Genomic DNA, 25,672 nt, shown 5'->3' with positions numbered 1-25,672 from the left:
GATTACTGTGCGTCAATATGAAGAGCACACACGGTCTTGAGTTGTGGATTGCACACGGGTTCACACCGATGGCCCCGGGTGCGAGCCTGAGGGCATGGACGATCTCCTCGTACGGCTCCGGACCGGCCTTCCCGCCGATGCCCTGATCACCGATCCCGACATCACGGTCTCCTACGCCAACGACATGGCCAGCTTCTGCCCGGCCGGAACGCCCGCCGTCGTGGTGCTGCCGCGCACCGTCGAACAGGTCCAGCACGTCATGCGCACGGCCACCGCGCTCCGTGTCCCCGTCGTCCCGCAAGGGGCCCGTACGGGGCTGTCGGGCGCCGCCAACGCCTCGGACGGGTGCATCGTCCTCTCCCTGATCAAAATGGACCGGATCCTGGAGATCAACCCGGTCGACCGGATCGCCGTCGTCGAGCCGGGCGTCATCAACGCCACGCTCTCCCGCGCCGTCGCCGAGGTGGGCCTCGCCTACCCGCCCGACCCGTCGAGCTGGGAGATGTGCACCATCGGCGGGAACATCGGCACCGCCTCCGGCGGGCTGTGCTGCGTCAAGTACGGGGTGACGGCGGAGTACGTCCTCGGCCTCGACGTCGTCCTCGCCGACGGCCGGCTCCTCACCACCGGACGCCGCACCGCCAAGGGCGTCGCCGGGTACGACCTGACCCGTCTCTTCGTCGGCTCCGAGGGCAGCCTCGGCATCGTCGTCAAGGCCGTCCTCGCGCTGAAGCCCGAACCGCCCCAGCAGCTCGCCCTGGCCGCCGAGTTCGGCTCGGCCGCCGCCGCGTGCGACGCCGTCTGCCGGATCATGGAGGGCGGGCACACCCCCTCGCTGCTGGAGATCATGGACCGTACGACCGTCCGCGCCGTCAACGCGATGGCCGGCATGGGCCTCCCCGAATCCACCGAGGCGCTGCTGCTCGCCGCCTTCGACACCCCGGACCCGGCCGCCGACCTCGCCGCGGTCGGCGCGCTGTGCGCGGCGGCGGGCGCCACGGAGGTGGTCCCCGCCGAGAACGCCGCCGAGTCGGAGCTGCTGCTCCAGGCCCGCCGCCTCGCGCTCCCCGCGCTGGAGGCCGTCAGGACGGCCACGATGATCGACGACGTCTGCGTACCGCGCTCACGGCTCGCCGCGCTGATCGACGGCACGGCCGCCATCGCGGAGAAGTACGACCTGACCATCGGCGTCTGCGCCCACGCGGGCGACGGCAACACGCACCCCGTCGTCTGCTTCGACCAGGCGGACCCGGACGAGTCCCGGCGGGCCCGGGAGTCCTTCGACGAGATCATGGGGCTCGGCCTGGAGCTGGGCGGCACGATCACGGGTGAGCACGGCGTCGGCGTGCTGAAGAAGGAGTGGCTGTCGCGCGAGCTGGGACCGGTGGGGCTGGAGTTGCAGCGCGGGATCAAGCAGACTTTCGACCCGCTGGGCTTGCTCAACCCGGGCAAGCTGTTCTGAGGCCGAGGATGCGGCCGTACGGGTGAGGTACGTGTGAGCAAGCTGACCGAGTACGACACGACGGCCGGCAGGGAAGGCCTGGGCGACCGGCGCTCCGTGCACCGGGTGTACCGCAGGCTGCCCTGGATCCAGGTCCTGCTCGTCCCCGCGGTCATGGTCTCCGTGGTCGCCTACCTCACCCTCAAGTCCCCCTTCCTGTACGTCCCCGTGGTGGCCGGCCTCCTCTACGCGGGCTTCGCCGGCCTGCGCCGCATCCCGCCCGCCGAGGGCGTGCGCCTGGCCGTCGTCTACGAGGGCGGCGTGCTGCTCGCGACCCCGCGCGCCGCCCCGGTCACGTACGCCTGGCAGGACATCGACGCCACCGGCCACGACCTGGGCGGCAGCGAGATCGACTTCCGCCCCGGCGGCTTCGGCACCACGGAACAGGCGCCGGCCACCACGATCTGGCCCCGTGCCGGGCAGCCGGTCGTCCTCACCCACGTCGTACGGCAGCACAAGCTGGCCGAGGCCCTGGAGGCGGGCATACGCCCCCGGCTGCTCGACCGGCTGCGCGCGGCCCTGGACACCGACGGCACGGTCCGCCTCGGCGACCTGGACGTCACCGACGAGGGCATCACCCTGCGGAGCGGCCTGCCGGGCGGGACCGCCGCGTCGGCCGGGCCGGCCGGGATCGACTGGTCGGAGCTGACGGAGACGCGGACGTCCGGCCCGTCCGTGCTCCGCGTGCTGACCAGCACCGGGCGGTGCGACGTGCCCGTACGGAACGCGGCGGTCGTCCGCGAGTTCATCGAGGAGACCCGCGAACTGAACGTCTGACCGGGCGTTCACGCATCGTCCCCGAACTCGTCCGACGGCCACGGGTCCCGGGTGTTCACGTGTCGTCCGCGGACCCGTCCGACGGCCACGGGTCCCGCAGCCACAACTCGTCGGCCGCGGCCGGGGCGAGCAGCGCGGTCAGCGCGCCGTCGAGCCCGAGCCGCCCGGCCTCCGTACCGGGCGGCACCACCCGCAGCGTCCGCTCCACCCACGCCGCCAGCGCCGCCGACGGCCCCTCCAGCAGGGCGTCCCCGTCGGGCGACGAGAGCGCGAGACACAGCACCTGACGCCCCTCGACCTTCGTCGGCCAGATCCTGACATCCCCGTGCCCGCACGGCCGGAAGACCCCCTCCACCAGCAGCTCCCGGGCGAAGGTCCAGTGCACGGGGGCGTCCGAGCCGATGTGGAAGGCGATGTGCACGGCGTACGGATCGTCCGTCCGGTACGTCAGCCGGGCCGGTACGGGGATGCTGTGCTCGGGCGACAGCACCAGATTCAGTTCCAGCTCGCGTTCGACCACAGAGTGCATGGCGGGCACTTCCTTTCCTGGCAAGGGGCCCAGTTGCGGGGCCTTACCGGGAGAGAGGCGCCACGTCTTGGTTTATGACGCGACTTTCGACAACAACTTTGTACGGGGGATCTCCTTCCCGGCGGTGCATCGCCGTCAGCTTCCGGGCCGTCCGTCCTTACCCGTCCGGGTGGTGGACGACCTGGGGGCGCGGTTCGCGTCTTCTGCCGGGTGGTCGCGTGCTTCCGTTCGAACCGATGTGCTGAATTCGTGCAGGTCGGCGTACAGATCCCACCCCGCAGCTTTACGCTGCGGAGCAGCACTGCCGGGCGGCTGCCCGAACGCGGTCGTTTCTGGTGGCCACCATCTTCCGGGTCCCCAGTTCTTCGTTAATGTCTTCCTGGACGCGCGGGAGTACGAACCCGGCCGCCGATCCGGCGCCGGGCGGCCCTGTCAGGTCAAATCACGGTGTGAGCGAACGGAGTTGGGGTCAGTGGCTACTCCTCCTGGTGACGGCGGGAACGTACCCCGGGAAGGCTTCTACCCGGACCCTTCCATTCCTGGATATGTCCGGTACTGGAACGGTGCCGCCTGGGTGCCCGGCACCTCGCGGCCCGCGCCCCGGGAGGGTGAGGGCGCGCCCGCCGCGCTGCCCGCCGCCGCGCTGCCCGCCGCCGCGCCGCCCGCCGTCGACGAGACGGGGCCCGTCTTCCTCGACGAGGACCCGCCCGAGCGGCCCCGGCAGGAGCCCGCCTCCGCGTGGCAGGCCGACGCCTCCCGCCAGTCCGGCTTCGGGGGCGAGCGTGACGCCCGGGTCTCCTGGGGCGCGGGTGCGGGCGCGGGACAGGATCCCCGGGTTCCCGCCCCTGCTCCCTCGCCCGCCGACCCGACCGGGGGCGCGCTGCCCGGCGTACGGGCCCTGGGCCCCGGGGACGGGGACGCCGGCGGCACGGGCACCGGCATCGACGCCGACGAGAACGCGCCGCTCACCGACGGCACGGTCGCGATCCGCCCCCAGCGGCGCGGCGGCGCCGGTTCCGGACGTGCCCCGGGGCCCCGTGAGGGCGGCAAGCCGCCCGCCGACTCGACGATGACCATCCGCGCCCTGCGCGCCGCGCGCCGCGCGAAGGGCGAGGAGACCGCCGCCGGGCGCCCCGACCCGGGCACGATGGCGATCCGCGCGCTCGACGCCGGACCCAGGCCGCAGCTCCCCGCCCGGCAGCCGGCCCAGCAGCCACCGGCCCAGCCGTCCGCCCAGCCCCCTCAGTCCTACGCGCCCGCTCCCACGCCGGAGCCCGAGCCCGACCCCGGGCCCATCAGCGCCGGCGCCGGCGGCGGCGCCACCTCCTGGGCCCAGCAGGTGCACCGGCTCGCCCAGGGGGACGGGACCGACCAGCCCGTGGTCCCCTGGAAGCCGCCGGTCGAGGACCCGTTCCTCCAGGCCGCGCGCGCCCAGGCCGCCTCCCGCCCCGCCGGTCTCGGCAAGCGGGTCGTCGCCCGGCTGATCGACACGGTGGTGCTGGGGGCGGTCGTCGCCGCCATCGCCGTACCGCTCATCACCCGGGCCCTGGCCCATATCGACGACAAGGTCGAGGCGGCCAGACAGACCGGGGAGACCGTCACGGTCTGGCTGCTCGACGCCACCACGGCCGGCTACCTCGGCGGTGTCCTCGCCGCCCTGCTGGTCGTCGGCGTGCTCTACGAGGCGGTGCCGACCGCCAAGTGGGGGCGCACGCTGGGCAAGAAGCTCTGCGGGATCGACGTACGGGACATCGAGACCCACGAGGCTCCGGCCTTCGGCGCCGCGCTGCGCCGCTGGCTGGTCTACAGCGTGCTCGGGGTGCTCGTCGTGGGGCTCGGCAATGTGCTGTGGTGCCTGTTCGACCGGCCCTGGCGGCAGTGCTGGCACGACAAGATCGCCCACACTTTCGTCGCCCGCTGACGGGGTGTGAGGCGCCGGCCGGGCTGTTCGTCCGAACGGCGGTTCAGCCGTTGCGGGTCCCTGCGGGCCGGGGTGCACTGCCCCCATGAGCAATGATCAGCCGCCGTCCGGCCCACCCCCCGAGGACGACCCCTTCCTCAAGAAGCCGCAGGGGCCGCAGGAACCGCAGGGGCCACGGGAGTCACAGGGGCCCCCTGGGCCACAGGAACCGCACGGGCCGAAGGAACCGCACGGGCCACAGGAACCGCAGGGACCGCCACCGCCCCACGAGCCTCCGCCGTCCTCCGGAGGATCCCCGTACGGCGCTCCCTACGGCGGCGAGCACGGTCCGCCCAAGGCCCCGCCGTACGATCCGAACGCCCCCGGCGGCGGCGCGTACGGCGGCTCTCCCTACGGGCAGGACCCCTACGGGGGAAGCGGCTCCCCCTACGGCGGGGACCCGCTCGCCGGGATGCCGCCCCTCGCGCCGTTCGCCACCCGCCTCGCGGCCCGGGTCATCGACGCGCTGATCATCTTCATCCCGCTGGCGATCATCTCGCTGCTCGTCGGCGGCTGGCGCAACACGCCGAACAACACCGGAAGCTGGGACGAGGTCACCAACCAGGTCAACACCGGTACGCAGTGGGTCTGGTCGCTCATCTCGATCATCGCGTACGTCGGCTACGACACCCTGATGACGAAGAAGTACGGGCAGACCCTCGGCAAGCGGTGGCTCAAGCTGCGGGTCGCGATGCTCAACGACGGCTCGGTACCGGAGGGCAACGCCTCGCTGGTGCGCGCCGCCGTGCTCTGGGTGCCCGCGCTGCTCTGCTGCCTCTTCCTCTGGTGGCTCATCATCATCGTGACGATCCTGGCCAGCCGGCCGTACAAGCAGGGGCTGCACGACAAGGCGGCCAGGACCGTTGTGGTGACGGCAACTCAGTGACGGCGACTCAGCGAGGGCCGGTTCAGTGACGGCGACTCAGTGACGGGCGGTCTCACCGACCGGAGACGTCGCTCGCGCCCCGGACACCTCGCCGCGCGTCGCGGTGTCACCGGTGGTCCGGTGGCGGTGCGGGGTGGCCGCCCGCGTGGCCCGTGCCTTGCGGGGCAGCGGCACGGTCATGGCGACCAGGAGCCCCAGACCGAGCGCGGCGACGCCGATCACCGCGACGCCGATCCCCGTGCTCGTACCGGAGAGCAGCAGCATGGCGAGCGTCGAACAGACGATGGTGGCGGAGCCGTAGGCGAGCTGTGCGGCAGTCGGACGCGGCATGGCGGAATCCGTCCCTCGGGGGCATCAATATCTGTGTGGTTCTGGGGGGCTTGGGGGACTCTCTGGTTCTGGGGATGTTTGGTGCGTCTCGCGTATCTCGTACAGAGGACAAGTGGTACCAGGGCGCCGCAAGGCGGTCGCACTCCATAGCGACTCTAGACGGTGGATGCCCGGACGGAACGGGTAGTAAGCGTGACCTGTCTTATGGCTCCGGTGCATGGGGGGCGCATCGAGTCACGCCCCCCTTCAACAGGCCTGATGTATGCGCCCGTTGGCCGGTTCACTCCCCTGTTCGGATAGCGAAACCGGAAGGCCGCATAGTGCAATTGACGGGTTCAAGTCAAGATCTGTTTTTTCTTCCCCAACTCCGGTCCAATGTCGTCACTTATGACGCGCAGACGCGCGCGGATCCACACTCCCGGTCCGCGGATCGCGTGCGCCGGGGAGGAACACCACCAAGTGATCAGAAACCGACGGGCGAGACGAGTCTCCGCCGTGGTCGTGGCTCTGGCCGCGACCGCCGCGACGGCCTCGGCCTTCACCACGGCTCAGGCCCAGGAGCAGCCCGCGTCCGCTTCCAGCGCCCCGTCCGGCGCGGAGCGCCGCGACCCGGCGCCCCAGAAGGGCCAGGTCGACCACGACCTCGACGGCCCGTTCAGCAAGCAGCAGTCCAAGCAGCGCGAGGCCGCGCTCCAGCAGGTCATATCCGGCGACGCCACGGTGGAGAAGCGCGGCGGCTCCAAGGTCGTCAAGCTCGACAGCAAGAAGTATGTGGAGCTCGGCCGCGAGAAGACCGACAAGATCTTCACCATCCTCGTGGAGTTCGGCGACGACGTCGACAACACCTCGATGTACGACCCGGACGGCGCCGACGGCCCCCTGCCGCCCGTCGTCAAGTACGGCGGCGACCCGGGCCCGCTGCACAACGAGATCGCCGAGCCCGACCGGAAGGTGGACAACTCCACCGCCTGGCAGGCCGACTACAGCCAGGAGCACTTCCAGGACCTGTACTTCGGCACCGGCAAGGACGCTAAGGGACAGCAGAAGGAGTCCCTGAAGACGTACTACGAGAAGACGTCCTCCGGGCGCTACTCGGTCGACGGCGCGGTCTCCGACTGGGTCAAGGTGCCGTGGAACGAGGCCCGTTACGGCTCCAACTACTGCGGTTCCACCAACTGCGCCAACGTCTGGGACCTGGTCCGCGACGGCCTCACCGCCTGGACCGCCGGCCAGAAGGCCCAGGGGAAGACCGACGCCGAGATCAAGGCGTACCTGTCCGAGTACGACCAGTGGGACCGGTACGACTTCGACAACGACGGCGACTTCAACGAGCCCGACGGCTACATCGACCACTTCCAGATCGTCCACGCGGGCGAGGACGAGTCCGCGGGCGGCGGCGTCCAGGGCACCGACGCCCTGTGGGCGCACCGCTGGTACGCGTACGGCACCAACGCCGGCTCCACGGGCCCCGCGGGCAACAAGGCCGGCGGCGCGCCCGTCGGTGACACCGGCATCTGGGTCGGCGACTACACCATGCAGCCGGAGAACGGCGGCCTCGGCGTCTTCGCCCACGAGTACGGCCACGACCTGGGCCTGCCCGACCTCTACGACACCTCGGGCGGCGAGAACTCCACCGCCTTCTGGACGCTGATGTCGTCCGGCTCGTGGCTCGGCACCGGCAAGGACGCGATCGGCGACCTGCCCGGGGACATGACCGCCTGGGACAAGCTCCAGCTCGGCTGGCTCGACTACGCCGAGGCCAAGGCGGCCACCAACTCCACCCACAAGCTGGGCGTCTCCGCGTACAACACGAAGAACCCGCAGGCGCTCGTCGTCGAACTTCCCCAGAAGGAGAAGACGACGACGGTCGTGAAGCCCGCGGAAGGCTCCAAGCAGTGGTGGAGCGACATGGGTGACGACCTCAAGAACACCCTCACCCGTTCGGTGGATCTGACCGGCAGGTCCGCCGCGTCGCTCGACCTGACCGGCTGGTGGGACATCGAGGCCGACTACGACTACCTCTACACCGAGGTCTCCACGGACGGCGGCGCCAACTGGACGCCGCTGGAGGGCACGGCGGACGGCAAGTCCCTGCCCCGCGACGCCGCCGACAAGCCGGCCCTGACCGGTGTCTCGGGCACGGCGAAGAAGCTCAGCTTCCCGCTGGACGCCTACGCGGGCCAGAAGTTCGACCTGCGCTTCCGCTACCAGACGGACGGCGGCGTGGCCGGCAAGGGCTTCACCGCCGACGCCATCACCCTCACGGCCGACGGCGCGCCGCTCTTCACCGACAACGCCGAGGGCGACGACGCGGGCTGGACCGCGAAGGGCTTCTCGCGCATCGGTGAGTCCTTCACCCAGGAGTACGAGCAGTACTACATCGCGGAGAACCGCCAGTACGTCTCGTACGACAAGACCCTCAAGGTCGGCCCGTACAACTTCGGCTTCACCGCGCCGAACGACGGCAAGGTCGAGCACTTCGCCTACCAGAACGGCCTGTTGATCTGGCTGTGGGACACCTCGCAGAAGGACAACAACACCAGCCAGCACCCGGGCGAGGGCCTGATCCTGCCGATCGACGCCCACGCCAAGCCGCTGAAGTGGTCGGACGGCACGCTGATGCGCAACCGGATCCAGTCGTACGACTCCACCTTCAGCTGGTGGCCGACGAGCGGTCTGTCGCTCCACCGCGCCGACAAGCTGACGCGGATCTCCCCGTCCCTGGGCGCCCCGGTCTTCGACGACCGCAAGGGCACCTACTGGAGCGAGGAGAACAAGGGCGGAAGCGTGAAGGTTCCTGACACCAACACCAAGATCAGCATCATCAGCCAGCCGCTCGACGGCTCGACGATGACGGTCAAGGTCGGTAAGTCTGGCAAGTAACCTGGAGTAATCGCAGGTCAAGTCCATGATCGGCCGTCGCCCTCTAGCGGGCGGCGGCCGATCGTGTTTAGGTGCGTCCTACGGATCTCTTATTGACACAACGTCTTACGGGGGCGATGAGGACATGGCAAGCGGAGGCTTCAGCAAGCTCCCGAACGGCACCGTGGTGGTCGCACTGAACCTGCCGAGACCGGCGGCGGAGGGCGGCACCGTACGCGTCCTGGTGCACGCCGCGAACCGGGCCCGCGCCCTGACCAGGCTGCGGAACCTGGGGCTGCCGGCGGTCTATCTGCGCGGCAACGCGGAGCCGCCGACACCGGACGAGATCACGGCCGTACTGCACCACCCGGACGGCCTGCTCTGGCGTACGACACCGGACGCGCCGGGGACGGCGGACCAGCTGTGGCGGCCGATCCGGGCGCTGCTGAGACCCGCGGTGATGGGGTACTGACGCCCGTCCCGGTCCCGGCGTATTCCGCCGGGCGCCGAAGGACCCCTACGGGCGCCCCGAGGCCCCTGGGGCCCCGCTCCCGGCCTTCCGGCGGTCAGCCGCGGGCCGCCACCACGGGCGTGCCGGTCAGCTCCACGCCCGCCTCCCGCAGCTCCGTCAGGGCCCGCTCCGTGGTCTCCTCGGCCACGCCCGCGGTCAGGTCCAGCAGCACGTGCGCGGTGAGGCCCGCGCGGACCGCGTCCAGCGCGGTCGCCTTCACACAGTGGTCCATGGCGATGCCGACCACGTCGACCTCGGTCACCTCGCGCGCCTTCAGCCAGTCCGCCAGCCGGACGCCGTTCTCGTCGAAGCCCTCGAAGCCGCTGTACGCGGCCGAGTACGCGCCCTTGTCGAAGACCGCGGCGATCGCGCCGGAGGCGACCGCCGGGGCGAAGTTCGGGTGGAAGCCCACGCCCTCCGTGCCGGCCACGCAGTGCACCGGCCAGGTGGTGACGTAGTCCGGTACGGCCGGGGGCACCGCGAAGTGGTCGCCCGGGTCGATGTGGTGGTCGCGGGTGGCGACCACGTGCCGGTAACCGGCGGTCGCCTGGCCTATCAGTTCGGTGATGGCGGCGGCGACATCGGCGCCCCCGGCCACGGCGAGGCTGCCGCCCTCGCAGAAGTCGTTCTGTACGTCCACGACGATCAGTGCGCGGTGCATAGCGGGTCCTTCACTGAGGAAGCGGGAAAGCGATGAGCTGAGGGGCTGACGGGTGTGACGGGTGTGGCGGGTGTGGCGGGTGACGGGTGGCGGAGCGGTACGGGATGCGGTACGGCGGCCGGGGGAGGGGCGGCCGGGTTGCGAGCGTAGAGACTCCGGCCGCCGCGCGGGAGGGGGCGCGCATCGCTCTCGTACGGCGCATCCGCTGTCCCTCCAGTCTCACCCGCACCCGCGGCCCACGCACCCGGCGCGCGCCCGTCCGGCTCGCCCGCCGCCGGCCCGCCCGGTCCTACCCGTTACCCGGCCCGTATCCGGCCCGAGTTCCGCCGGTACCCGTACCCGTGCCCGGGCCCGAGTTCCGTCCGTACACGTGCCCGGGCCCGTACCCGGCCCGAGTTCCGCCCGTACCCTCCCCGTACCCCGTTCGTCCTCGCGTGCCCCGGGACCCGGCCGCTCACGCGTACTCGGTCGGAATGACCGGCTCCCCCCGCGACAGCTGCGTCGCCGACATCGGCAGCGCCGCCCGCGCCGCCCGGTGCCGCTCGCGCGCCACGTCCAGCGGCTCGCGCGCCACGATCTCGCCGCCCTTGACCAGCTCCACCAGCAGCTGCCGGTCCAGCAGCTCCTGCGGCACGGCCCCGGTGCCGAGCACCTCGGCCTCGGCGTACCCCTGCGCGTCCGCCCGGCGCGCCGCCCACTTGCGGCCGCCGACCGAGGTCTTCCCGCCCAGCGACTTCTTCGCCACCGGCCGGAGCGGAGCCTTCGGGTCCGCCGACGCGGCCCGCGCGACGATCTTGTAGACCATGGAGCAGGTCGGGTGCCCGCTGCCCGTGACGAGCTGCGTACCGACGCCGTACGCGTCCACCGGCGCCGCCGCCAGCGAGGCGATCGCGTACTCGTCCAGGTCCGAGGTGACGACGATCCTGGTGTTCGCCGCGCCCAGCTCGTCGAGCTGCTGCCGCACCCGGTGCGCGACCAGCAGCAGGTCGCCCGAGTCGATCCGTACGGCGCCCAGCTCGGGCCCCGCGATCTCCACGGCGGTCCGCACGGCCTCGGCCACGTCGTACGTGTCGACCAGCAGCGTGGTGGACCGGCCGAGCGAGTCGATCTGCGCCCGGAACGCGTCGCGCTCGCTGTCGTGGAGCAGCGTGAAGGCGTGCGCGCTCGTGCCGACCGTCGGAATGCCGTACCGGAACCCGGCGGCCAGGTCGGAGGTGGCGTCGAAGCCGCCCACGTACGCGGCGCGCGCGGCGGCCACCGCGGCCAGCTCGTGGGTGCGGCGCGCCCCCATCTCGATCAGCCGGCGCCCGCCCGCGGCCGTCGCCATCCGGGAGGCCGCGGCGGCGATCGCCGAGTCGTGGTTGAGGACCGAGAGGATCACGGTCTCCAGCAGCACGCACTCGGCGAAGGAGCCCTCGACCCGCACGATCGGCGAGCCGGGGAAGTACACCTCGCCCTCCGGGTACCCCCAGATGTCGCCGCGGAAGCGGTACGAGGCGAGCCAGGCGAGGGTCTGTTCGTCGACGACCTGGTTGTCGCGCAGGAAGCCGAGCAGGTCGGTGTCGAAGCGGAAGTTCTCCACGGCGTCCAGGAGCCGGCCGGTACCCGCCACGACCCCGTACCTGCGGCCCTCGGGCAGCCGCCGGGTGAAGACCTCGAAGACGGAGCGCCGGTCGGCCGTACCGGCCCGCAGTGCTGCCTGGAGCATCGTCAGCTCGTACTGATCGGTGAAGAGCGCGGTCGACGGAATGTCCACCGGCAGCCCAAGGTCCGCAGTGTTCATAGAACGATGCTACCCCGAATACTCGTCACTCTGACGATTTCTCGGTGGCCGTTTGTGCGACACCGCTCACGTGGTGGCAGCATGGGACGCGTGAGGCCGCGGCATGCCGGCGCCCCCCCCGCAGAGAAGAAGGTCGTCCCGAACCGTGAGTGTTGCTCCGACTGAGATCGAACGCCCCGAATCGGCCGAGGAGACCTTCGCGGTCCCTGAGCCGGACGTGCCATGGGTGACGATCGTCCACAACGACCCGGTCAACCTCATGAGTTACGTGGCCTACGTCTTCCAGACCTATTTCGGCTATTCGAAGGACAAGGCGCACAAGCTGATGCTCGACGTCCACCACAAGGGCCGCGCGGTCGTCTCCAGCGGCAGCCGCGAGGAGATGGAGCGCGATGTGCAGGCGATGCACGGATTCGGGCTCTGGGCGACCCTCTCGCAGGACCGCACCTGATGGCCGGCCGCTTCGAGGCGATCCCGGGCGGCGGCGCGGCCGTCGCGCTCGACGAGGTCGAGATCTCGATCCTGCGCTCGCTGGCCGTGCAACTGCTGGAGCTGATCGGCCCCGCCGACGAACCCGCCCAGGGCGAGGACCCGCTCGCCGCGCTCTTCACCCCGGGCCCCAGTGAACCCCCGGCCGACCCGGCGCTGGCCCGGCTCTTCCCGGACGCGTACGGCGACCCGGAGGGCCCGGGCTCCGGCGCCGACGAGGAGGAGCTGAAGGAGTACTCCTCGGAGTTCCGGCGGTTCACCGAGAACGACCTGCGGGACCGCAAGCGCGAGGACGGCGTGGCGCTCGTCCGGACGCTGGACGCGCTCACCGCCACGGGCGAGGGCGGCGCCGTACTGAAGCTGACGCCCGACGACTGCCGGCACTGGCTCGGCGCCCTCAACGACCTGCGCCTGACGATCGGTACGCGGCTGGAGGTCACCGACGAGGACGAGGGCGGTGAGCTGTACCGGCTGCCGGACTCCGACCCGCGCAAGCCGATGGTGATGGCGTACCTCTGGCTCGGCGCCCTCCAGGAGACACTCGTCGAGACGCTGATGCCTTGAGGCTCTGAGGCCTTGAGGCCTTGAGGCCTCAAGGCCCGGAGGGCGGGGGCCGGCGCCCCGGCGATGTCCGGGGCCGGCGCTCCGGCGGCGCTCCGACGGTGCTCCGGCGGTGCTCCGGTGAGGCGAGGTCCCGCCATCCGCGATGCACCCGCGATTCGCTCAAATGACGCTCAATTCGGCATAACGATCCCGTCACCACCGCGGCCTTCTTTGCGGTTCGCGGTGCGATTCGTCCCCTTTTTCCTGTGGGCTGTGCCACAGTCGCGGGCGCGGGACGCCCGTCCTCCCGTGATAGATCTGCCAGACCCCCCGGGGACGCCACCCCTGTCCCCGGGGGTGTTTTCCGACCGGCCGAACGCCGGTGGCACTCCATCCACATCCGGGGGGGATCACGAAACTGGTCCGCGGCCGAGCACGGTCTCGGATCTGCATGGAGAAAGGGCGCACGACCATGACCTCTGCGCAGGTCGACAAGGAGTACGGCGGCGAAGGGCCCGTCGGCGGTCCCGCCGGGCACGGCCCGGGCGAAGAGGGGTACGAGCGCGGACTCGGCAGTCGCCAGGTCCAGATGATCGCCATCGGCGGCGCGATCGGCGTCGGCCTCTTCATGGGCGCCGGGGCGAACATCGCCAAGGCCGGTCCCAGCATCATCCTCATGTACGCCCTCGCCGGCGTCGTGATCTTCTTCATCATGCGGGCGCTGGGCGAACTGCTCCTCTACCGGCCCGTCTCGGGATCCTTCGCGGAGTACGCCCGCGAGTTCCTCGGCCCCTTCTTCGGCTTCGCCACCGGCTGGACGTACTGGCTGATGTGGGTGGTCACCGGCATGGCGGAACTCACCGCCGCCGCGATCTACATCCACTTCTGGTTCCCGCAGATCCCTCAGTGGGTCAGCGCGCTCGTCTTCCTCGTGGTTCTCTTCGGGGTGAACCTGATCTCGGTGAAGATCTTCGGCGAGGTCGAGTTCTGGTTCTCGATGATCAAGGTCACCGCCATCATCGGCATGATCGTCATCGGCCTCGGCGTGCTCACCCTCGGCTTCTCGGACGCCGGTGACACCGCCACCGCCGCCAACCTCTGGGAGCACAAGGGCGTCTTCCCCAACGGCATCGGCTCCAGCCTGATGACCCTCCAGGGCGTCATGTTCGCCTACCTCGCCGTCGAACTGGTCGGCGTCACGGCGGGCGAGTCCGAGAACCCGGAGAAGACCCTCCCCAAGGCCATCAACACGCTGCCCTGGCGCATCATCGTCTTCTACGTCGGCGCGCTCCTCGTGATCCTCTCCGTCGTCAAGTGGACGGAGTTCTCCGCGGGCACCAGCCCCTTCGTCCACGCCTTCGAGACGATGGGCATCCCGCTCGCCGCGGGCATCGTCAACTTCGTCGTGCTGACCGCCGCGCTCTCCTCCTGCAACTCCGGCATGTACTCCACCGGCCGGATGCTGCGCGACCTCGCCGCCAACAGCGAGGCACCGAGCGCCTTCGGCCGGCTCAACGCCCGCCGGACCCCGGCCGTCGGCATCACCGTCTCCGTCGCCCTCATGGGCATCGGTGTGGTCCTCAACTACATCGTCCCGGAGAAGGCGTTCGGCTACGTGACCTCGGTCGCCACCGCCGCCGGCATCTGGACCTGGATGATGATCCTGATCAGCCACATCCGCTACCGGCGCGCGGTGGAGGCGGGCCGGCTGCCCGCCTCGTCCTTCCCGGCACCCGGCGGATCGCTCTTCAGCTGGGTCGCGGCCGGCTTCCTCGCCCTGGTCACCTGCCTCATCGCGTACGACAGCGACGCGCGGATCTCCCTTTACGTGGGGGCGGTCTGGGCCGTCTTCCTCGCGATCGGCTGGCGGTACGTGAAGAACCGCACCCCGCAGCGGCCGAAGCCCTCCGGGCCCTCCGGCACCCCGGAGTACGCCCCCGTCGCCGAGTGACCCGTACGGGCAACCCCTGACGCCTGTCCGTCCCCGTCCCGCACCGTCCCCGCCCCCGGATCCTGGCCGACCCCTGATCCGGGGGCGCGTGTGCCGGTCCCTCTATATTTTCTTCATGCTCACCATCACCCAGGCCCTGCACGACCAGATCGTCGCGCACGCGCGAGCCGACCACCCCGACGAGGCGTGCGGCGTCGTCGCCGGCCCCGAGGGCACCGGCCGGGCCGAGCGGTTCATCCCCATGCTGAACGCCGCCCGTTCGCCCACCTTCTACGAGTTCGACTCGGTGGACCTCCTCAAGCTGTACCGCGAGATGGACGACCGCGACGAGGAACCGGTGATCATCTACCACTCGCACACCGCGACCGAGGCGTACCCCTCCCGTACGGACATCACCTACGCGAACGAGCCCGGCGCCCACTACGTCCTGGTCTCCACCGCCGACACCGACGGCTCCGGCCCCTTCCAGTTCCGCTCGTACCGCATCGTGGACGGCACGGTGGAGGAAGAGCAGGTGGAGATCGTCTGACCGGCCCTGCGCCGCAGGTCCTGTGCCCTCTCCGCCCGGCTGTCCACTCCGTGGACGTCAGACGTCCACCTACTGGGAACGCATGCCCGGGCGCCAAACGGGAATCGATACGATGAGCGCATGGTTTCCATCGACGTGAGCGACAAGACGCCGAGCACACCGCTGCTCGTGGCGCGGCTGCACGTCGATCTGTGCCGCCTCGCCAGCGCCATCTGTCCCGGCCGCGCCGCCGGCTGAGCGACGGCCTGCCCGGAGCGCGGTCTTCCGTACCCGTACGTACCCGCACGTCGTCGCATCTCCGCAAACCCGCACCACCCCCTCGCGCGGGGGGCCCGAGCCGCGCGCCCGTCACGCAGTCTCCCGCCCGTCACGATGTCTCCCGACAGGAGCCCACGCCATGGCCATCGAGGTCCGCATTCCGACCATCCTCCGCACCTACACCGACGGCGCCAAGGCGGTCGAGGGCACCGGCGACACGCTCTCCGCGCTCTTCGCCGACCTCGACACCCGGCACGCCGGCATCCGGGAGCGGCTGATCGACCCCGCCAAGGACAACCAGCTCCGCCGCTTCGTCAACGTCTACCTCAACGACGAGGACGTCCGCTTCCTGGACGGCATCGCCACCAAGCTCGCCGACGGCGACAGCGTCACCATCCTCCCGGCCGTGGCCGGCGGCGCGCCCGACCCGAAGCGCTCCGTCTGATGCGGTACGACTCCCCGCTGGCGGCGGTCGGCAACACGCCCCTGGTCCGTCTCGTCCGGCTCTCCCCGTCGGACGACGTACGGATCTGGGCCAAGCTGGAGGACCGCAACCCGACGGGCTCCGTGAAGGACCGGCCCGCGCTCCACATGGTCGAGCAGGCCGAGAAGGACGGCCGGCTCACCCCCGGCTGCACGATCCTGGAGCCCACCAGCGGCAACACCGGCATCTCGCTCGCCATGGCGGCCCGGCTCAAGGGCTACCGCATCGTCTGCGTCATGCCGGAGAACACCTCGCAGGAACGGCGCGACCTGCTCGCGATGTGGGGGGCGGAGATCGTCTCGTCCCCCGCCGCGGGCGGCTCCAACACCGCCGTACGGGTGGCGAAGGAACTGGCGGCGGAGAACCCCTCCTGGGTGATGCTCTACCAGTACGGCAACCCCGACAACGCGGGCGCCCACTACGCCACGACGGGCCCGGAGATCCTGGCCGACCTGCCGTCCATCACCCACTTCGTGGCAGGCCTCGGCACCACGGGCACGCTCATGGGCGTCGGCCGCTATCTGCGCGAGCACGTCGACTCCGTCCAGATCGTCGCGGCGGAGCCCCGCTACGACGACCTCGTCTACGGGCTGCGCAACCTCGACGAGGGCTTCGTCCCCGAGCTCTACGACGCCTCGGTCCTCACCACCCGCTTCTCCGTCGGCTCGGCGGACGCGGTCACCCGTACCCGCGAACTCCTCCAGCAGGAAGGCATCTTCGCGGGCGTCTCCACCGGCGCGGCGCTGCACGCGGCGATCGGTGTGGGCCGGAAGGCGGTCAAGGCGGGGGAGAGCGCCGACATCGTGTTCGTCGTGGCGGACGGCGGCTGGAAGTACCTGTCGACGGGCGTCTACACCGCGGCGACGACCGAAGAGGCGATCGAGAGGCTGCACGGCCAGCTCTGGGCGTAGTGCCCGCGCCCGCTCGTGCTGTACGTGAGAAGGGGCGCGAAGGAGCGCGAGGGAGTGCGAAAGAGCGCGCAGGAGGACGGGAAACAAGGCGCGGGCAGCGGGCCCACCCGTACGGACCATCCGAACCAGTGACGTCCTGGGTGAGTTCCCCCACAACGGACCACTGTGAAGGAGCGACCAGCCCTTTCGCGCTTTACGCTCGGTAAACGCACGACCCCCGTCGCCCCGCCGTCCACGCCACGGAGGTTCCCGCTCCATGAAGCTCACCGTCGTCGGCTGTTCGGGCTCGTTCCCCTCCGCGGGATCGGCCTGCTCCAGCTACCTCGTAGAGGCCGACGACTTCCGGCTGCTCCTCGACCTGGGTAATGGCGCCCTCGGAGAGTTGCAGCGCCACTGTGGTCTCTACGACCTCGACGCCATCTTCCTCAGCCACCTCCACGCCGACCACTGCATCGACATGTGCGGCTACTTCGTGGCGCGCTACTACCGCTTCGACGGCGGACGCTGCGACGCGATCCCCGTCTACGGCCCCGAGGGCACCGAACAGCGACTCACCACGGCGTACGCGGACACCCCTTCGGACAAGGCGATGAGCGAGGTCTTCGACTTCCACACCCTCAAGCCGGGCTCGGGCTCGTTCGACATCGGCCCGTTCTCCGTCCGTACGGAGAAGGTCGCGCACCCCGTCGACACCTTCGCGATCCGTGTCGAGCACGACGGCAGGTCCCTCACGTACTCCGGGGACACCGGTGTCTGCGACCCACTGGTCGAGCTGGCCGAGGACACGGACCTCTTCCTCTGCGAGGCGGCCTTCACCTACGGCAAGGAGGACGTGGAGGGCCTGCACCTCAACGGCCGAGAGGCCGGCGCACACGCCGCCCGCGCCCGCGCCCGCAGGCTCGTCCTCACACATGTGCCGCCGTGGACGGACGGCGACCGGAACCTGGCCGACGCGCGCGACGTGTACGCGGGCCCGGCGGAACTGGCCGTTCCGGGCGCGGTCTACGAGATCTGACGCGCCGCCCGAGACCCGGCGCCCGGGATCCGGCGTCCGACGCACGCGACCGTGGGCCCGGCCGGTCCTGACATCGGCCGGGCCCACGGGGCCCTGGGGGGAGCGGGAGTGCCGCCTACTTGGCCTCCGCCTTGCGGAGTTCGGCGAGCTCCTCGTCCGACTCCCGGCCCGGCGTCGGAAGATTGAACCGTACGATCGCGAAGCGGAAGATCGCGTAGTAGAGGGCCGCGAAACAGAGCCCGACCAGCGCGAGCCCCCACGGGTTGGTCGCGATGCCCAGGTTGAGGAAGAAGTCGACCGCGCCCGCCGAGAAGCCGAAGCCGTCCTTCATGCCGAGCGCCCAGGTCAGCGCCATGGAAACACCGGTCAGCACCGCGTGGATCGCGTACAGCACGGGCGCGATGAACATGAACGTGAACTCGATCGGCTCCGTGACGCCCGTCACGAACGCGGTCAGCGCGAGCGAGAGCATCATGCCGCCGACGGCCTTGCGGCGCTCGGGGCGCGCGCAGTGCGTGATGGCCAGACAGGCCGCGGGGAGCGCGAACATCATGATGGGGAAGAAGCCGGTCATGAACTGCCCCGCCGTCGGGTCGCCCGCCAGGAAGCGGTTGATGTCGCCGCTCTTCCCGTCGAACGTACCGGCCTGGAACCACGGGAACGAGTTGAGAAGGTGGTGCATGCCCACCGGGATCAGCGCACGGTTGGCGACACCGAAGATGCCCGCGCCGACCGCGCCCGAACCCACCAGCCACTCACCGAAGTTGTGCAGTCCGGCGCCCAGAACCGGCCAAATGTAGCCGAAGACGATACCGATCACGAGCCCGGCGAAGGCGGCGAGGATCGGGACGAGACGCCGGCCGCCGAAGAAGCCCGCCCAGTCCGGCAGCTTCGTCCGGTAGAACTTCTGGTACAGCAGGGCGACCACGATGCCCATCACCACACCGCCCAGCACCTTCGCGTCGACGGGCGCGTCCGTCATCACCACCTTGCCGTCCACCACCTGTGCCACCTTGGGCAGGTTGGAGTCGGTGAAGGTGGCCAGCACGTTCTTGAAGACCAGATAGCCGGTGACGGCGGCGAGCGCGGTCGAGCCGTCCGCCTTCTTCGCGAAGCCGATCGCGATGCCCACGGCGAACAGCAGCGGCATGTTGTCCAGGATCGCGTTGCCGCCCGCGGCCATGAAGCCCGCGATCTTCGTGATGAACGCGGGGAACGAGTCACGGCCGAGCATGTCCGCGTTCCCGAGCCGGACGAGCAGCGCCCCGGCGGGCAGGACGGCGACGGGCAGCATCAGGCTGCGCCCGATACGCTGCATCACGGACATGACAGCGCTGCCCCTTTTGGGCTTCTCCGCAGCGGGCTTGTTCTCCGCCGCGGGGGCGGCGCTGGCCGTGGACATCAACTTCCTCCAGGGGGAACGCGGCACACGGCCGCGTGGTCTACACCACTAATGGTTTAGACCAGTTGTACACGGTGAGGAAGAGATAAGGAACCGCCGCAATTCGGCGAAAGATGTGACGTGGATTACGCGCCGGCGGACCCGCCGGGCCGTCACGCCCTGGTGTTCTGCTGCTCGCCCTCCCGCTCCAGCTCCTCGGGCTCCCGCCCCGGCGTGGGAATGTCGAACACGGTGATCGCGAAGCGGAAGACCACGTAATAGATCACCGCGAAGCACAGGCCGATCGGGATGATCAGCCAGGGCTTGGTGTCCAGGTGCCAGTTGACGACGTAGTCGATCAGCCCCGCCGAGAAACTGAACCCCGCGTGCACCCCCAGCGCCCAGGTGATCGCCATCGAGGCGCCCGTCAGTAGCGCGTGCGCCCCGTACAGCAGCGGCGCCGCGAACATGAAGGAGAACTCCAGCGGCTCGGTCACCCCCGTGACGAACGACGTCAGGGCGACGGAGAGCATCAGCCCCGCGATCCGCTTGCGGTGCTCCGGGCGCGCGCAGTGCGTGATGGCCAGCGCGGCGGCCGGCAGGCCGAACATCATGATCGGGAAGAACCCCGACATGAACTGCCCCGCCGACGGGTCCCCCGCGAAGAACCGGGTCAGATCGCCCTGGACCACCGTCCCGTCCGGCTTGGTGAACGAACCCGCCTGGAACCAGAAGAACGTGTTCAGGAACTGATGCATACCGATCGGGATGAGCAGCCTGTTCGCCACCCCGAAGATCCCCGCACCCCAGGCGCCGAGCCCGATGAGCTGCTTGGCGAACGCCGTCAGCGCATCACCCACCGGCTGCCACAGCAACCCGAAGGCCACGCCCAGCACCACACCGATGAACGCCATCAGGATCGGCACCAGCCGGCGCCCGTTGAAGAACCCCAGCCAGTCCACCAGCCGCGTCCGGTGGAACCGCTGCCACACCACCGCGGTCAGCAGCCCGATCAGGATCCCCCCGAGCACCCCGGGGTTCTGCGGAACACCTTCCGGCGCCGCCTTCGTCACCGAACCGCCGACCGGGAACGCCGCCAGCACGTTGTGGTAGACGAGGAAACCGGCGACCGCGGCGAGCGCCGTCGACCCGTCCGCCTTCTTCGCGAAGCCGATCGCCACGCCGATGCAGAAGAGCAGCGGCAGCCCGAACGCCCCGTCGAGGATCGCCGTACCGCCCTGCGTGAACACCTTCGCCGTCCTGTCCCAGAACGGCCCGTGCAGATACGCCGCGAAGAGATTGCCCAGGCTGACCAGCAGACCGGCGGCGGGCAGCACCGCCACCGGGAGCTGCAGACTCCGGCCGACCTTCTGCAGCCCCTGGAACAGCCCGCTCCAGCGCCACTGCCGCGGCCCCGCCGGCTGCCCGGGCGCGGCGGTGCTGTCGGCGCTCATCGGCGTTCTCCCGTCCCTCGCCCGCCCCTCTCCCATCCCGCCACGACTGGTGTAGACCAGTTGGGCTAGGCTTCTCCCCGCCATCATTCGGTACGGCGTGACCGCACGCCCGCGAAGATGGGCCAACCGTGCGTTACGGTGACGAAACGGTCTGTGTTCGAACGTCAGGGAGTAAAGACATGGCCACCAAGGCTGAGAAGATCGTCGCCGGGCTCGGCGGGCTCGACAACATCGAGGAGATCGAGGGCTGCATCACCCGCCTCCGCACCGAAGTCGTCGACCCCGACCTCGTCGACGAGACCGCCCTCAAGGCCGCCGGAGCCCACGGCGTGGTCAAGATGGGCACCGCGGTCCAGGTGGTCATCGGCACGGACGCCGACCCCATCGCGGCGGACATCGAAGACATGATGTAGGTCCGCCGAAGCCGCGGCGCAACAGCCGCAGCACGGAACGGGCTCGGCCCGGAACGGCCGCGGCGCGGAACGGGCTCGGCCCCGCGAGGCCCGCGCGGCCCGGCGCGGGAACGTCCCGCCCCCGACGCCGCTCGCGGTACGGACGGGGCCTGAATCCGACCACGGTCACCACCACCGGATCAGGCTCCTCCCCGCCTCCGGATAGGCTCACGGCCATGTCTCGAATCGACGGCCGCACCCCCGAACAGCTCCGCCCCGTCACCATCGAACGCGGATGGAGCAAGCATGCCGAGGGCTCCGTCCTCATCTCCTTCGGTGACACCAAGGTCTTCTGCACCGCCTCCGTCAGCGAAGGCGTCCCGCGCTGGCGCAAGGGCAGCGGCGAAGGCTGGGTCACCGCCGAATACTCCATGCTGCCCCGCGCCACCAACACCCGCGGCGACCGCGAATCCGTACGCGGCAAGATCGGCGGACGCACCCACGAGATCAGCCGCCTCATCGGCCGGTCCCTGCGCGCCGTCATCGACTACAAGGCGCTCGGCGAGAACACCATCGTCCTCGACTGCGACGTCCTCCAGGCCGACGGCGGCACCCGCACCGCCGCCATCACCGGTGCCTACGTCGCCCTCGCCGACGCGGTCGCCTGGGCCCAGGGCAAGAAGATCGTCAAGGCCGGCCGCCGCCCCCTCACCGGCACCGTCGCCGCCGTCAGCGTCGGCATCGTCGACGGCGCGCCCCTCCTCGACCTCTGCTACGCGGAGGACGTCCGCGCCGAGACCGACATGAACGTCGTCTGCACCGGCGACGGCCGCTTCGTCGAGGTCCAGGGCACCGCGGAGGCCGAGCCCTTCGACCGCAAGGAACTGAACGCCCTCCTGGACCTGGCGACGGCCGGCTGCGTCGACCTCGCCGCCCTCCAGAACGAGGCCCTGGCCCGGACGGCCTGACCGGCCCCGTACTTGTGCGCCCGTACGGTACGGCCCCGTACCGTACGGGCGCCCGCCCGGCGCGTCCGTACGGTACGGATACTGGTGGGCATGACCCGCCTGATCCTCGCCACCCGCAACGCCGGGAAAATCACCGAACTCAAGGCCATCCTCGCCGGCGCCGGCCTGCCGCACGACCTGGTCGGGGCGGAGGCGTACCCCGACATCCCCGACGTCAAGGAGACCGGCGTCACCTTCGCCGAGAACGCCCTCCTCAAGGCCCACGCCCTCGCCGCCGCCACCGGCCTCCCCGCCGTGGCCGACGACTCCGGCCTCTGCGTCGACGTCCTGGGCGGCGCCCCCGGCATCTTCTCCGCCCGCTGGGCGGGCACCCACGGCGACGACCGGGCCAACCTGGACCTGCTCCTCGCCCAACTCGCCGACATCGCCCCGCCCCACCGCACGGCCCACTTCGCCTGCGCCGCCGCCCTCGCCCTCCCGGACGGCACGGAACGCGTCGTCGAAGGCCGCCTCCAGGGCACCCTCCGCCCCACCCCGGCCGGCACGGGCGGCTTCGGCTACGACCCGATCCTCCAGCCGGACGGCGAGACACGCACCTGCGCGGAACTGACGGCACCGGAGAAGAACGCGATCAGCCACCGCGGCAAGGCCTTCCGGGCGCTGGTACCGGTGGTGCGGGAGCTGCTGGGCTGAGGGCCGGGGAGAAGAAACGGCGTGCGTATCGATCCTTCGATACGCACGCCGTTCGCTGTGCGGCGGAAGGGATTCGAACCCTCAAGCCCTTTCACAGGCCACAGATCCTAAGTCTGCTGCGTCGCCACTGCGCCACCGCCGCAAGTCGGCCACCATGCTATCGGGCGAGGCGACCTGCCGGGGGACGGGGGAGTGGGAGAGGGGGATACACGGAGCCTGCGGGGCTCAGGACGTGACGCCGTGTCAGAACTTCGGTTCCGGGGTCTGGGACTGGACCAGTTCCACCGCTTCCTCCTCCGTCTCCACCGACGGGGGTGAGCCCGTGAGTGGCTTGCGGGCCGTTTCCTTCATGCAGGCCACCGCGATCACGCCCACCAGTGCCGCCGCCATCGCGTAGTACGCCGGCATCAGGTCGTCGCCGGTCAGGCTGATGAGGGCGGTGATGACCAGGGGGGTCGTGCCGCCGAAGAGGGAGGCGGCGAGGTTGTAGCCGACGGCCAGGGAGCCGTACCGGACGTGGGTGGGGAAGAGTGCGGGGAGCGCGGCCGACATGGTGCCCAGGAGGCAGACCAGGGAGAGGCCGAGCATCAGCATGCCCGCCGTGATTGCGAGGGCGCCGCCCTGTTTGATCAGCAGGAAGGCCGGCAGGGAGAGGAAGAAGAAGCCGAGCATGCCGGTCATCAGGAGCGGTTTGCGGCCGTAGCGGTCGTTGAGCTTGCCGACCTGGCTGATGATCAGCATCAGCGCGACCATGACGCCCAGCAGGATCAGCAGTCCGTGCGTCTCGCTGTAGCCGAGCTGGTCCGAGAGGTACGTCGGCATGTACGAGAGCAGCATGTAGTCGGCGATGTTGTACGCGCCGACGAGCGCGATGCACAGGATCAGCGACGGCCAGTACCGGCGGAAGATCTCGACCAGGTCGTCCTTCGTCGTCGTCTCCACCTGGTCGGCCGCCTCCGAGGCGTGGGCGCTCTCCGCCTCCAGTTTCTGGAAGGCGGGCGTCTCGTCGAGGCGCAGCCGCAGGTAGAGGCCGACCAGGCCGAGCGGGCCGCCGATGAGGAACGGTACGCGCCAGCCCCAGGCCTCCATCGTGTCGGAGCCGAGCGCGGCGGTGAGCGCGGTGACGAGGCCCGCGGCGCCGACGTACCCGGCGAGGGTGCCGAATTCGAGGAAGCTGCCGTAGTACCCGCGCCGCTTGTCGGGCGCGTACTCGGCGATGAAGGTGGACGCCCCGCCGTACTCGCCGCCCGTGGAGAAGCCCTGGACCAGCCGGAAGAGGATCAGGAGCGCCGGGGCCCAGAAGCCGATCGTGGCGTACGAGGGGATCAGGCCGATGGCGAAGGTGCCGACCGCCATCAGCATCATCGTCAGCGCGAGGACCTTCTTGCGGCCGAGCCTGTCACCCATCGGGCCGAAGAACATGCCCCCGAGCGGCCGTACGAGGAAGGCGACCGCGAATGTCGCGAAGGAGGAGAGCAGCTCGATCGTGGGGTTCCCCGACGGGAAGAAGACATGGCCGATGGTGACCGCGAGATAGCTGTAGATGCCGAAGTCGAACCACTCCATGGCGTTGCCCAGGGAGGCCGCTTTCACCGCGCGCTTGACCGCTCGTTCGTCGGTGACGGTGATGTCCGACCGGCGCAGCTTGGGGTTTTTCCGCTGCCTGATCGTGCGGAAGAGGGCGGGGTGGCGTTTGACCGCTGCGGGGTCGGCCGCCTCGTCGTGCTGCTGGCCGGCCATGGCGCGGGTCCTTTCCTCGGAGTGAAGCAGTCCAAGGGAACCTTCTGTACGGCGATGGCGGATGCAAACCGAAGTCCCGCGGAAGTGGGACTTCGGTCACAGCGTTCCCGGGCAGTCAGATGCCGAGGTCCTTGATGATCTTCGCTACGTGGCCCGTGGCCCGTACGTTGTAGAACGCGTGCTCGACCTTGCCCTGTTCGTCGACGACGATCGTGGAGCGGATCACGCCGGTCACGGTCTTGCCGTACATCTTCTTCTCGCCGAAGGCGCCGTAGCTCTCCAGGACCTGCTTGGACGGGTCGCCGACGAGGGTGACCTTGAGGCTCTCCTGGTCGCGGAACTTCGCGAGCTTCTCCGGCTTGTCGGGGGACACGCCGATGACGTCGTATCCGGCGCCCGCGAGCAGGTCGAGGTTGTCCGTGAAGTCGCACGCCTGCTTGGTGCAGCCCGGGGTGAGCGCGGCGGGGTAGAAGTAGACGATGACCTTGCGGCCCTTGTGGTCGGCGAGCGAGACGTCCTTGCCGTCCGCGTCGGGCAGGGTGAAGGCGGGGGCGGTGTCGCCGGGGGTGAGTCGCTCGCTCATGGTTCTCCGTAGGTCGTGGGGCGGGCTCGCGGTCGTACGTGCCCGAGCGTAATCGGGGGTGCCGTCGGGTGCGGTCGGGGTGGAGCTGACAGACTGTCGCCCAAGGACTACCGGACACGACGACGGAGGCAGCGCGGTGTCGGATTCCAGGACCCCGGCGCAGATCGAGGCGGACATCGTCCGCAGGCGCGGGCAGCTCGCCGAGACGCTGGACGAGATCGGGGTGCGGGTGCACCCGAAGACGATCGTCGGCGACGCGAAGGCCAGGGTGGCCTCCCGGGTGGACCAGACGGCGGGGCGGGCGTTCGTCGCCGTGAACAGGACGGTCGCGGGGGTGCGGGCGCCGTTCGTCGGGCACGACGGAGCGCCCCGGCTGGAGCGGGTGGTGCCGGTGGCGCTGCTCGCGGTCGGGCTGGTGGGGCTGCTCGTGATGGCGGGCAGGCCCGCGAGGCGCCGGAAGGGATGAGCGGTTCCCGCGGCG

Annotated in this window: 26 protein-coding genes and 1 tRNA gene; 18 read left to right on the top strand and 9 right to left on the bottom strand. The window is 70.4% G+C overall.

The features are described from left to right. Positions 1 to 94 precede the first annotated feature (94 nt). Positions 95 to 1,462, top strand: coding sequence for an FAD-binding oxidoreductase (locus tag ACFXKG_RS08515; RefSeq protein ID WP_384834362.1), 1,368 nt, complete (start codon positions 95 to 97; stop codon positions 1,460 to 1,462). A gap of 33 nt (positions 1,463 to 1,495) precedes the next feature. Beyond that, on the top strand, positions 1,496 to 2,278 hold the full coding sequence (locus ACFXKG_RS08510; protein WP_384834359.1) for a hypothetical protein: 783 nt from the start codon (positions 1,496 to 1,498) through the stop codon (positions 2,276 to 2,278). 55 nt (positions 2,279 to 2,333) lie between these two features. Here the strand turns inward: ACFXKG_RS08510 and ACFXKG_RS08505 are convergent, their stop codons facing one another. Next, positions 2,334 to 2,807 (bottom strand): SsgA family sporulation/cell division regulator, encoded by a 474-nt coding sequence (locus ACFXKG_RS08505; RefSeq protein ID WP_384834357.1) that lies wholly within the window; start codon positions 2,805 to 2,807, stop codon positions 2,334 to 2,336. A gap of 472 nt (positions 2,808 to 3,279) precedes the next feature. Here ACFXKG_RS08505 and ACFXKG_RS08500 point away from each other — a divergent pair, with 472 nt between their 5' ends. Beyond that, positions 3,280 to 4,728 (top strand): RDD family protein, encoded by a 1,449-nt coding sequence (locus ACFXKG_RS08500; RefSeq protein ID WP_384834354.1) that lies wholly within the window; start codon positions 3,280 to 3,282, stop codon positions 4,726 to 4,728. An 85-nt stretch (positions 4,729 to 4,813) separates the two neighbouring features. After that, on the top strand, positions 4,814 to 5,653 hold the full coding sequence (locus ACFXKG_RS08495) for an RDD family protein (protein ID WP_384834351.1): 840 nt from the start codon (positions 4,814 to 4,816) through the stop codon (positions 5,651 to 5,653). Positions 5,654 to 5,689: 36 nt separating this feature from the next. Here the strand turns inward: ACFXKG_RS08495 and ACFXKG_RS08490 are convergent, their stop codons facing one another. Next, entirely contained in the window at positions 5,690 to 5,983 is a 294-nt protein-coding gene (locus tag ACFXKG_RS08490; protein ID WP_384834348.1) for a hypothetical protein, read from the bottom strand. A 459-nt stretch (positions 5,984 to 6,442) separates the two neighbouring features. Here ACFXKG_RS08490 and ACFXKG_RS08485 point away from each other — a divergent pair, with 459 nt between their 5' ends. Both ACFXKG_RS08485 and ACFXKG_RS08480 read left to right on the top strand, forming a co-directional pair. Next, positions 6,443 to 8,866 (top strand): immune inhibitor A domain-containing protein, encoded by a 2,424-nt coding sequence (locus tag ACFXKG_RS08485; RefSeq protein ID WP_384834345.1) that lies wholly within the window; start codon positions 6,443 to 6,445, stop codon positions 8,864 to 8,866. A 124-nt stretch (positions 8,867 to 8,990) separates the two neighbouring features. Next, complete coding sequence (locus tag ACFXKG_RS08480) at positions 8,991 to 9,317, top strand: hypothetical protein (protein WP_384834342.1); 327 nt, start codon at positions 8,991 to 8,993, stop codon at positions 9,315 to 9,317. Positions 9,318 to 9,411: 94 nt separating this feature from the next. Here ACFXKG_RS08480 and ACFXKG_RS08475 read toward each other — a convergent pair whose 3' ends face one another. Both ACFXKG_RS08475 and ACFXKG_RS08470 read right to left on the bottom strand, forming a co-directional pair. Next, positions 9,412 to 10,017: an isochorismatase family protein gene (locus tag ACFXKG_RS08475; protein WP_384834339.1), complete on the bottom strand. Its 606-nt coding sequence runs from the start codon at positions 10,015 to 10,017 to the stop codon at positions 9,412 to 9,414. Positions 10,018 to 10,471: 454 nt separating this feature from the next. Then, positions 10,472 to 11,800 carry a nicotinate phosphoribosyltransferase gene (locus ACFXKG_RS08470; RefSeq protein ID WP_384834336.1) on the bottom strand — a complete coding sequence of 443 codons (1,329 nt, stop codon included), beginning with the start codon at positions 11,798 to 11,800 and terminating at the stop codon, positions 10,472 to 10,474. 103 nt (positions 11,801 to 11,903) lie between these two features. On the opposite strand from ACFXKG_RS08470, the gene clpS reads away from it, so the two are divergent. The 8 genes from clpS to ACFXKG_RS08430 all read left to right on the top strand — a co-directional run bounded on the left by clpS (position 11,904) and on the right by ACFXKG_RS08430 (position 17,980). Continuing rightward, positions 11,904 to 12,251, top strand: a complete 348-nt coding sequence (clpS, locus tag ACFXKG_RS08465) for an ATP-dependent Clp protease adapter ClpS (RefSeq protein WP_384834333.1) — start codon at positions 11,904 to 11,906, stop codon at positions 12,249 to 12,251. Continuing rightward, entirely contained in the window at positions 12,251 to 12,853 is a 603-nt protein-coding gene (locus tag ACFXKG_RS08460; protein ID WP_384834330.1) for a DUF2017 domain-containing protein, read from the top strand. The genes clpS and ACFXKG_RS08460 overlap by 1 nt, the downstream gene beginning before the upstream one ends. A 451-nt stretch (positions 12,854 to 13,304) precedes the next feature. Continuing rightward, positions 13,305 to 14,783: an amino acid permease gene (locus tag ACFXKG_RS08455; RefSeq protein ID WP_384834327.1), complete on the top strand. Its 1,479-nt coding sequence runs from the start codon at positions 13,305 to 13,307 to the stop codon at positions 14,781 to 14,783. 115 nt (positions 14,784 to 14,898) lie between these two features. Then, entirely contained in the window at positions 14,899 to 15,312 is a 414-nt protein-coding gene (locus ACFXKG_RS08450; RefSeq protein ID WP_384834324.1) for a Mov34/MPN/PAD-1 family protein, read from the top strand. Between the two features lie 120 nt (positions 15,313 to 15,432). After that, on the top strand, positions 15,433 to 15,549 hold the full coding sequence (locus ACFXKG_RS08445) for a putative leader peptide (RefSeq protein ID WP_365812991.1): 117 nt from the start codon (positions 15,433 to 15,435) through the stop codon (positions 15,547 to 15,549). 160 nt (positions 15,550 to 15,709) lie between these two features. Then, positions 15,710 to 16,015 carry a MoaD/ThiS family protein gene (locus ACFXKG_RS08440; protein WP_384834321.1) on the top strand — a complete coding sequence of 102 codons (306 nt, stop codon included), beginning with the start codon at positions 15,710 to 15,712 and terminating at the stop codon, positions 16,013 to 16,015. Beyond that, the gene (locus tag ACFXKG_RS08435) at positions 16,015 to 16,965 is read left to right on the top strand and encodes a cysteine synthase (protein WP_365812995.1); all 951 of its coding nucleotides are present in this window, start codon (positions 16,015 to 16,017) and stop codon (positions 16,963 to 16,965) included. The genes ACFXKG_RS08440 and ACFXKG_RS08435 overlap by 1 nt, the downstream gene beginning before the upstream one ends. A 256-nt stretch (positions 16,966 to 17,221) precedes the next feature. After that, on the top strand, positions 17,222 to 17,980 hold the full coding sequence (locus ACFXKG_RS08430; protein WP_365812997.1) for an MBL fold metallo-hydrolase: 759 nt from the start codon (positions 17,222 to 17,224) through the stop codon (positions 17,978 to 17,980). 115 nt (positions 17,981 to 18,095) lie between these two features. Here ACFXKG_RS08430 and ACFXKG_RS08425 read toward each other — a convergent pair whose 3' ends face one another. Both ACFXKG_RS08425 and ACFXKG_RS08420 read right to left on the bottom strand, forming a co-directional pair. Further along, on the bottom strand, positions 18,096 to 19,382 hold the full coding sequence (locus ACFXKG_RS08425) for a PTS transporter subunit EIIC (protein ID WP_384834317.1): 1,287 nt from the start codon (positions 19,380 to 19,382) through the stop codon (positions 18,096 to 18,098). 152 nt (positions 19,383 to 19,534) lie between these two features. After that, complete coding sequence (locus ACFXKG_RS08420) at positions 19,535 to 20,815, bottom strand: PTS transporter subunit EIIC (protein WP_384834314.1); 1,281 nt, start codon at positions 20,813 to 20,815, stop codon at positions 19,535 to 19,537. A 179-nt stretch (positions 20,816 to 20,994) separates the two neighbouring features. On the opposite strand from ACFXKG_RS08420, the gene ACFXKG_RS08415 reads away from it, so the two are divergent. The 3 genes from ACFXKG_RS08415 to rdgB all read left to right on the top strand — a co-directional run bounded on the left by ACFXKG_RS08415 (position 20,995) and on the right by rdgB (position 22,868). Next, positions 20,995 to 21,228: a PTS glucose/sucrose transporter subunit IIB gene (locus ACFXKG_RS08415; RefSeq protein ID WP_365813002.1), complete on the top strand. Its 234-nt coding sequence runs from the start codon at positions 20,995 to 20,997 to the stop codon at positions 21,226 to 21,228. 215 nt (positions 21,229 to 21,443) lie between these two features. Beyond that, entirely contained in the window at positions 21,444 to 22,175 is a 732-nt protein-coding gene (rph, locus tag ACFXKG_RS08410; protein WP_384834310.1) for a ribonuclease PH, read from the top strand. Between the two features lie 90 nt (positions 22,176 to 22,265). After that, positions 22,266 to 22,868, top strand: a complete 603-nt coding sequence (gene rdgB, locus ACFXKG_RS08405; protein WP_384834307.1) for an RdgB/HAM1 family non-canonical purine NTP pyrophosphatase — start codon at positions 22,266 to 22,268, stop codon at positions 22,866 to 22,868. Between the two features lie 58 nt (positions 22,869 to 22,926). Here the strand turns inward: rdgB and ACFXKG_RS08400 are convergent. The 3 genes from ACFXKG_RS08400 to bcp all read right to left on the bottom strand — a co-directional run bounded on the left by ACFXKG_RS08400 (position 22,927) and on the right by bcp (position 25,191). After that, positions 22,927 to 23,010: transfer RNA gene (locus ACFXKG_RS08400), tRNA-Leu, on the bottom strand. A gap of 101 nt (positions 23,011 to 23,111) precedes the next feature. Then, positions 23,112 to 24,608, bottom strand: a complete 1,497-nt coding sequence (proP, locus tag ACFXKG_RS08395; protein ID WP_384834304.1) for a glycine betaine/L-proline transporter ProP — start codon at positions 24,606 to 24,608, stop codon at positions 23,112 to 23,114. A gap of 115 nt (positions 24,609 to 24,723) precedes the next feature. After that, a complete protein-coding gene (gene bcp, locus ACFXKG_RS08390; protein ID WP_384834301.1) occupies positions 24,724 to 25,191 on the bottom strand; it encodes a thioredoxin-dependent thiol peroxidase in 468 nt (155 codons plus the stop codon). A gap of 136 nt (positions 25,192 to 25,327) precedes the next feature. On the opposite strand from bcp, the gene ACFXKG_RS08385 reads away from it, so the two are divergent. Continuing rightward, entirely contained in the window at positions 25,328 to 25,657 is a 330-nt protein-coding gene (locus ACFXKG_RS08385) for a DUF3618 domain-containing protein (RefSeq protein WP_382887469.1), read from the top strand. Positions 25,658 to 25,672 lie beyond the last annotated feature (15 nt).

Origin of the sequence: Streptomyces sp. NPDC059255 (assembly GCF_042752355.1) — a bacterium.
Lineage (GTDB): Bacteria > Actinomycetota > Actinomycetes > Streptomycetales > Streptomycetaceae > Streptomyces.
The sequence above is the reverse complement of the archived record's forward strand: the minus strand, read 5'-3'. Positions and strand labels throughout refer to the sequence as shown.

Excerpts from the sequence above, each read along its gene's own strand:
- ACFXKG_RS08450 (WP_384834324.1), top strand. The coding sequence starts at position 14,899 with ATGCTCACCATCACCCAGGCCCTGCACGACCAGATCGTCGCGCACGCG.
- ACFXKG_RS08460 (WP_384834330.1), top strand. The coding sequence starts at position 12,251 with ATGGCCGGCCGCTTCGAGGCGATCCCGGGCGGCGGCGCGGCCGTCGCG.
- ACFXKG_RS08505 (WP_384834357.1), bottom strand. The coding sequence starts at position 2,807 with ATGCACTCTGTGGTCGAACGCGAGCTGGAACTGAATCTGGTGCTGTCG.
- ACFXKG_RS08445 (WP_365812991.1), top strand. The coding sequence starts at position 15,433 with ATGGTTTCCATCGACGTGAGCGACAAGACGCCGAGCACACCGCTGCTC.
- ACFXKG_RS08455 (WP_384834327.1), top strand. The coding sequence starts at position 13,305 with ATGACCTCTGCGCAGGTCGACAAGGAGTACGGCGGCGAAGGGCCCGTC.
- ACFXKG_RS08430 (WP_365812997.1), top strand. The coding sequence starts at position 17,222 with ATGAAGCTCACCGTCGTCGGCTGTTCGGGCTCGTTCCCCTCCGCGGGA.
- ACFXKG_RS08515 (WP_384834362.1), top strand. The coding sequence starts at position 95 with ATGGACGATCTCCTCGTACGGCTCCGGACCGGCCTTCCCGCCGATGCC.
- ACFXKG_RS08415 (WP_365813002.1), top strand. The coding sequence starts at position 20,995 with ATGGCCACCAAGGCTGAGAAGATCGTCGCCGGGCTCGGCGGGCTCGAC.
- ACFXKG_RS08490 (WP_384834348.1), bottom strand. The coding sequence starts at position 5,983 with ATGCCGCGTCCGACTGCCGCACAGCTCGCCTACGGCTCCGCCACCATC.
- clpS (WP_384834333.1), top strand. The coding sequence starts at position 11,904 with ATGCCGGCGCCCCCCCCGCAGAGAAGAAGGTCGTCCCGAACCGTGAGT.
- rdgB (WP_384834307.1), top strand. The coding sequence starts at position 22,266 with ATGACCCGCCTGATCCTCGCCACCCGCAACGCCGGGAAAATCACCGAA.
- ACFXKG_RS08475 (WP_384834339.1), bottom strand. The coding sequence starts at position 10,017 with ATGCACCGCGCACTGATCGTCGTGGACGTACAGAACGACTTCTGCGAG.
- ACFXKG_RS08495 (WP_384834351.1), top strand. The coding sequence starts at position 4,814 with ATGAGCAATGATCAGCCGCCGTCCGGCCCACCCCCCGAGGACGACCCC.
- ACFXKG_RS08435 (WP_365812995.1), top strand. The coding sequence starts at position 16,015 with ATGCGGTACGACTCCCCGCTGGCGGCGGTCGGCAACACGCCCCTGGTC.
- ACFXKG_RS08420 (WP_384834314.1), bottom strand. The coding sequence starts at position 20,815 with ATGAGCGCCGACAGCACCGCCGCGCCCGGGCAGCCGGCGGGGCCGCGG.
- ACFXKG_RS08480 (WP_384834342.1), top strand. The coding sequence starts at position 8,991 with ATGGCAAGCGGAGGCTTCAGCAAGCTCCCGAACGGCACCGTGGTGGTC.
- bcp (WP_384834301.1), bottom strand. The coding sequence starts at position 25,191 with ATGAGCGAGCGACTCACCCCCGGCGACACCGCCCCCGCCTTCACCCTG.
- ACFXKG_RS08425 (WP_384834317.1), bottom strand. The coding sequence starts at position 19,382 with ATGTCCACGGCCAGCGCCGCCCCCGCGGCGGAGAACAAGCCCGCTGCG.
- proP (WP_384834304.1), bottom strand. The coding sequence starts at position 24,608 with ATGGCCGGCCAGCAGCACGACGAGGCGGCCGACCCCGCAGCGGTCAAA.
- rph (WP_384834310.1), top strand. The coding sequence starts at position 21,444 with ATGTCTCGAATCGACGGCCGCACCCCCGAACAGCTCCGCCCCGTCACC.
- ACFXKG_RS08470 (WP_384834336.1), bottom strand. The coding sequence starts at position 11,800 with ATGAACACTGCGGACCTTGGGCTGCCGGTGGACATTCCGTCGACCGCG.
- ACFXKG_RS08440 (WP_384834321.1), top strand. The coding sequence starts at position 15,710 with ATGGCCATCGAGGTCCGCATTCCGACCATCCTCCGCACCTACACCGAC.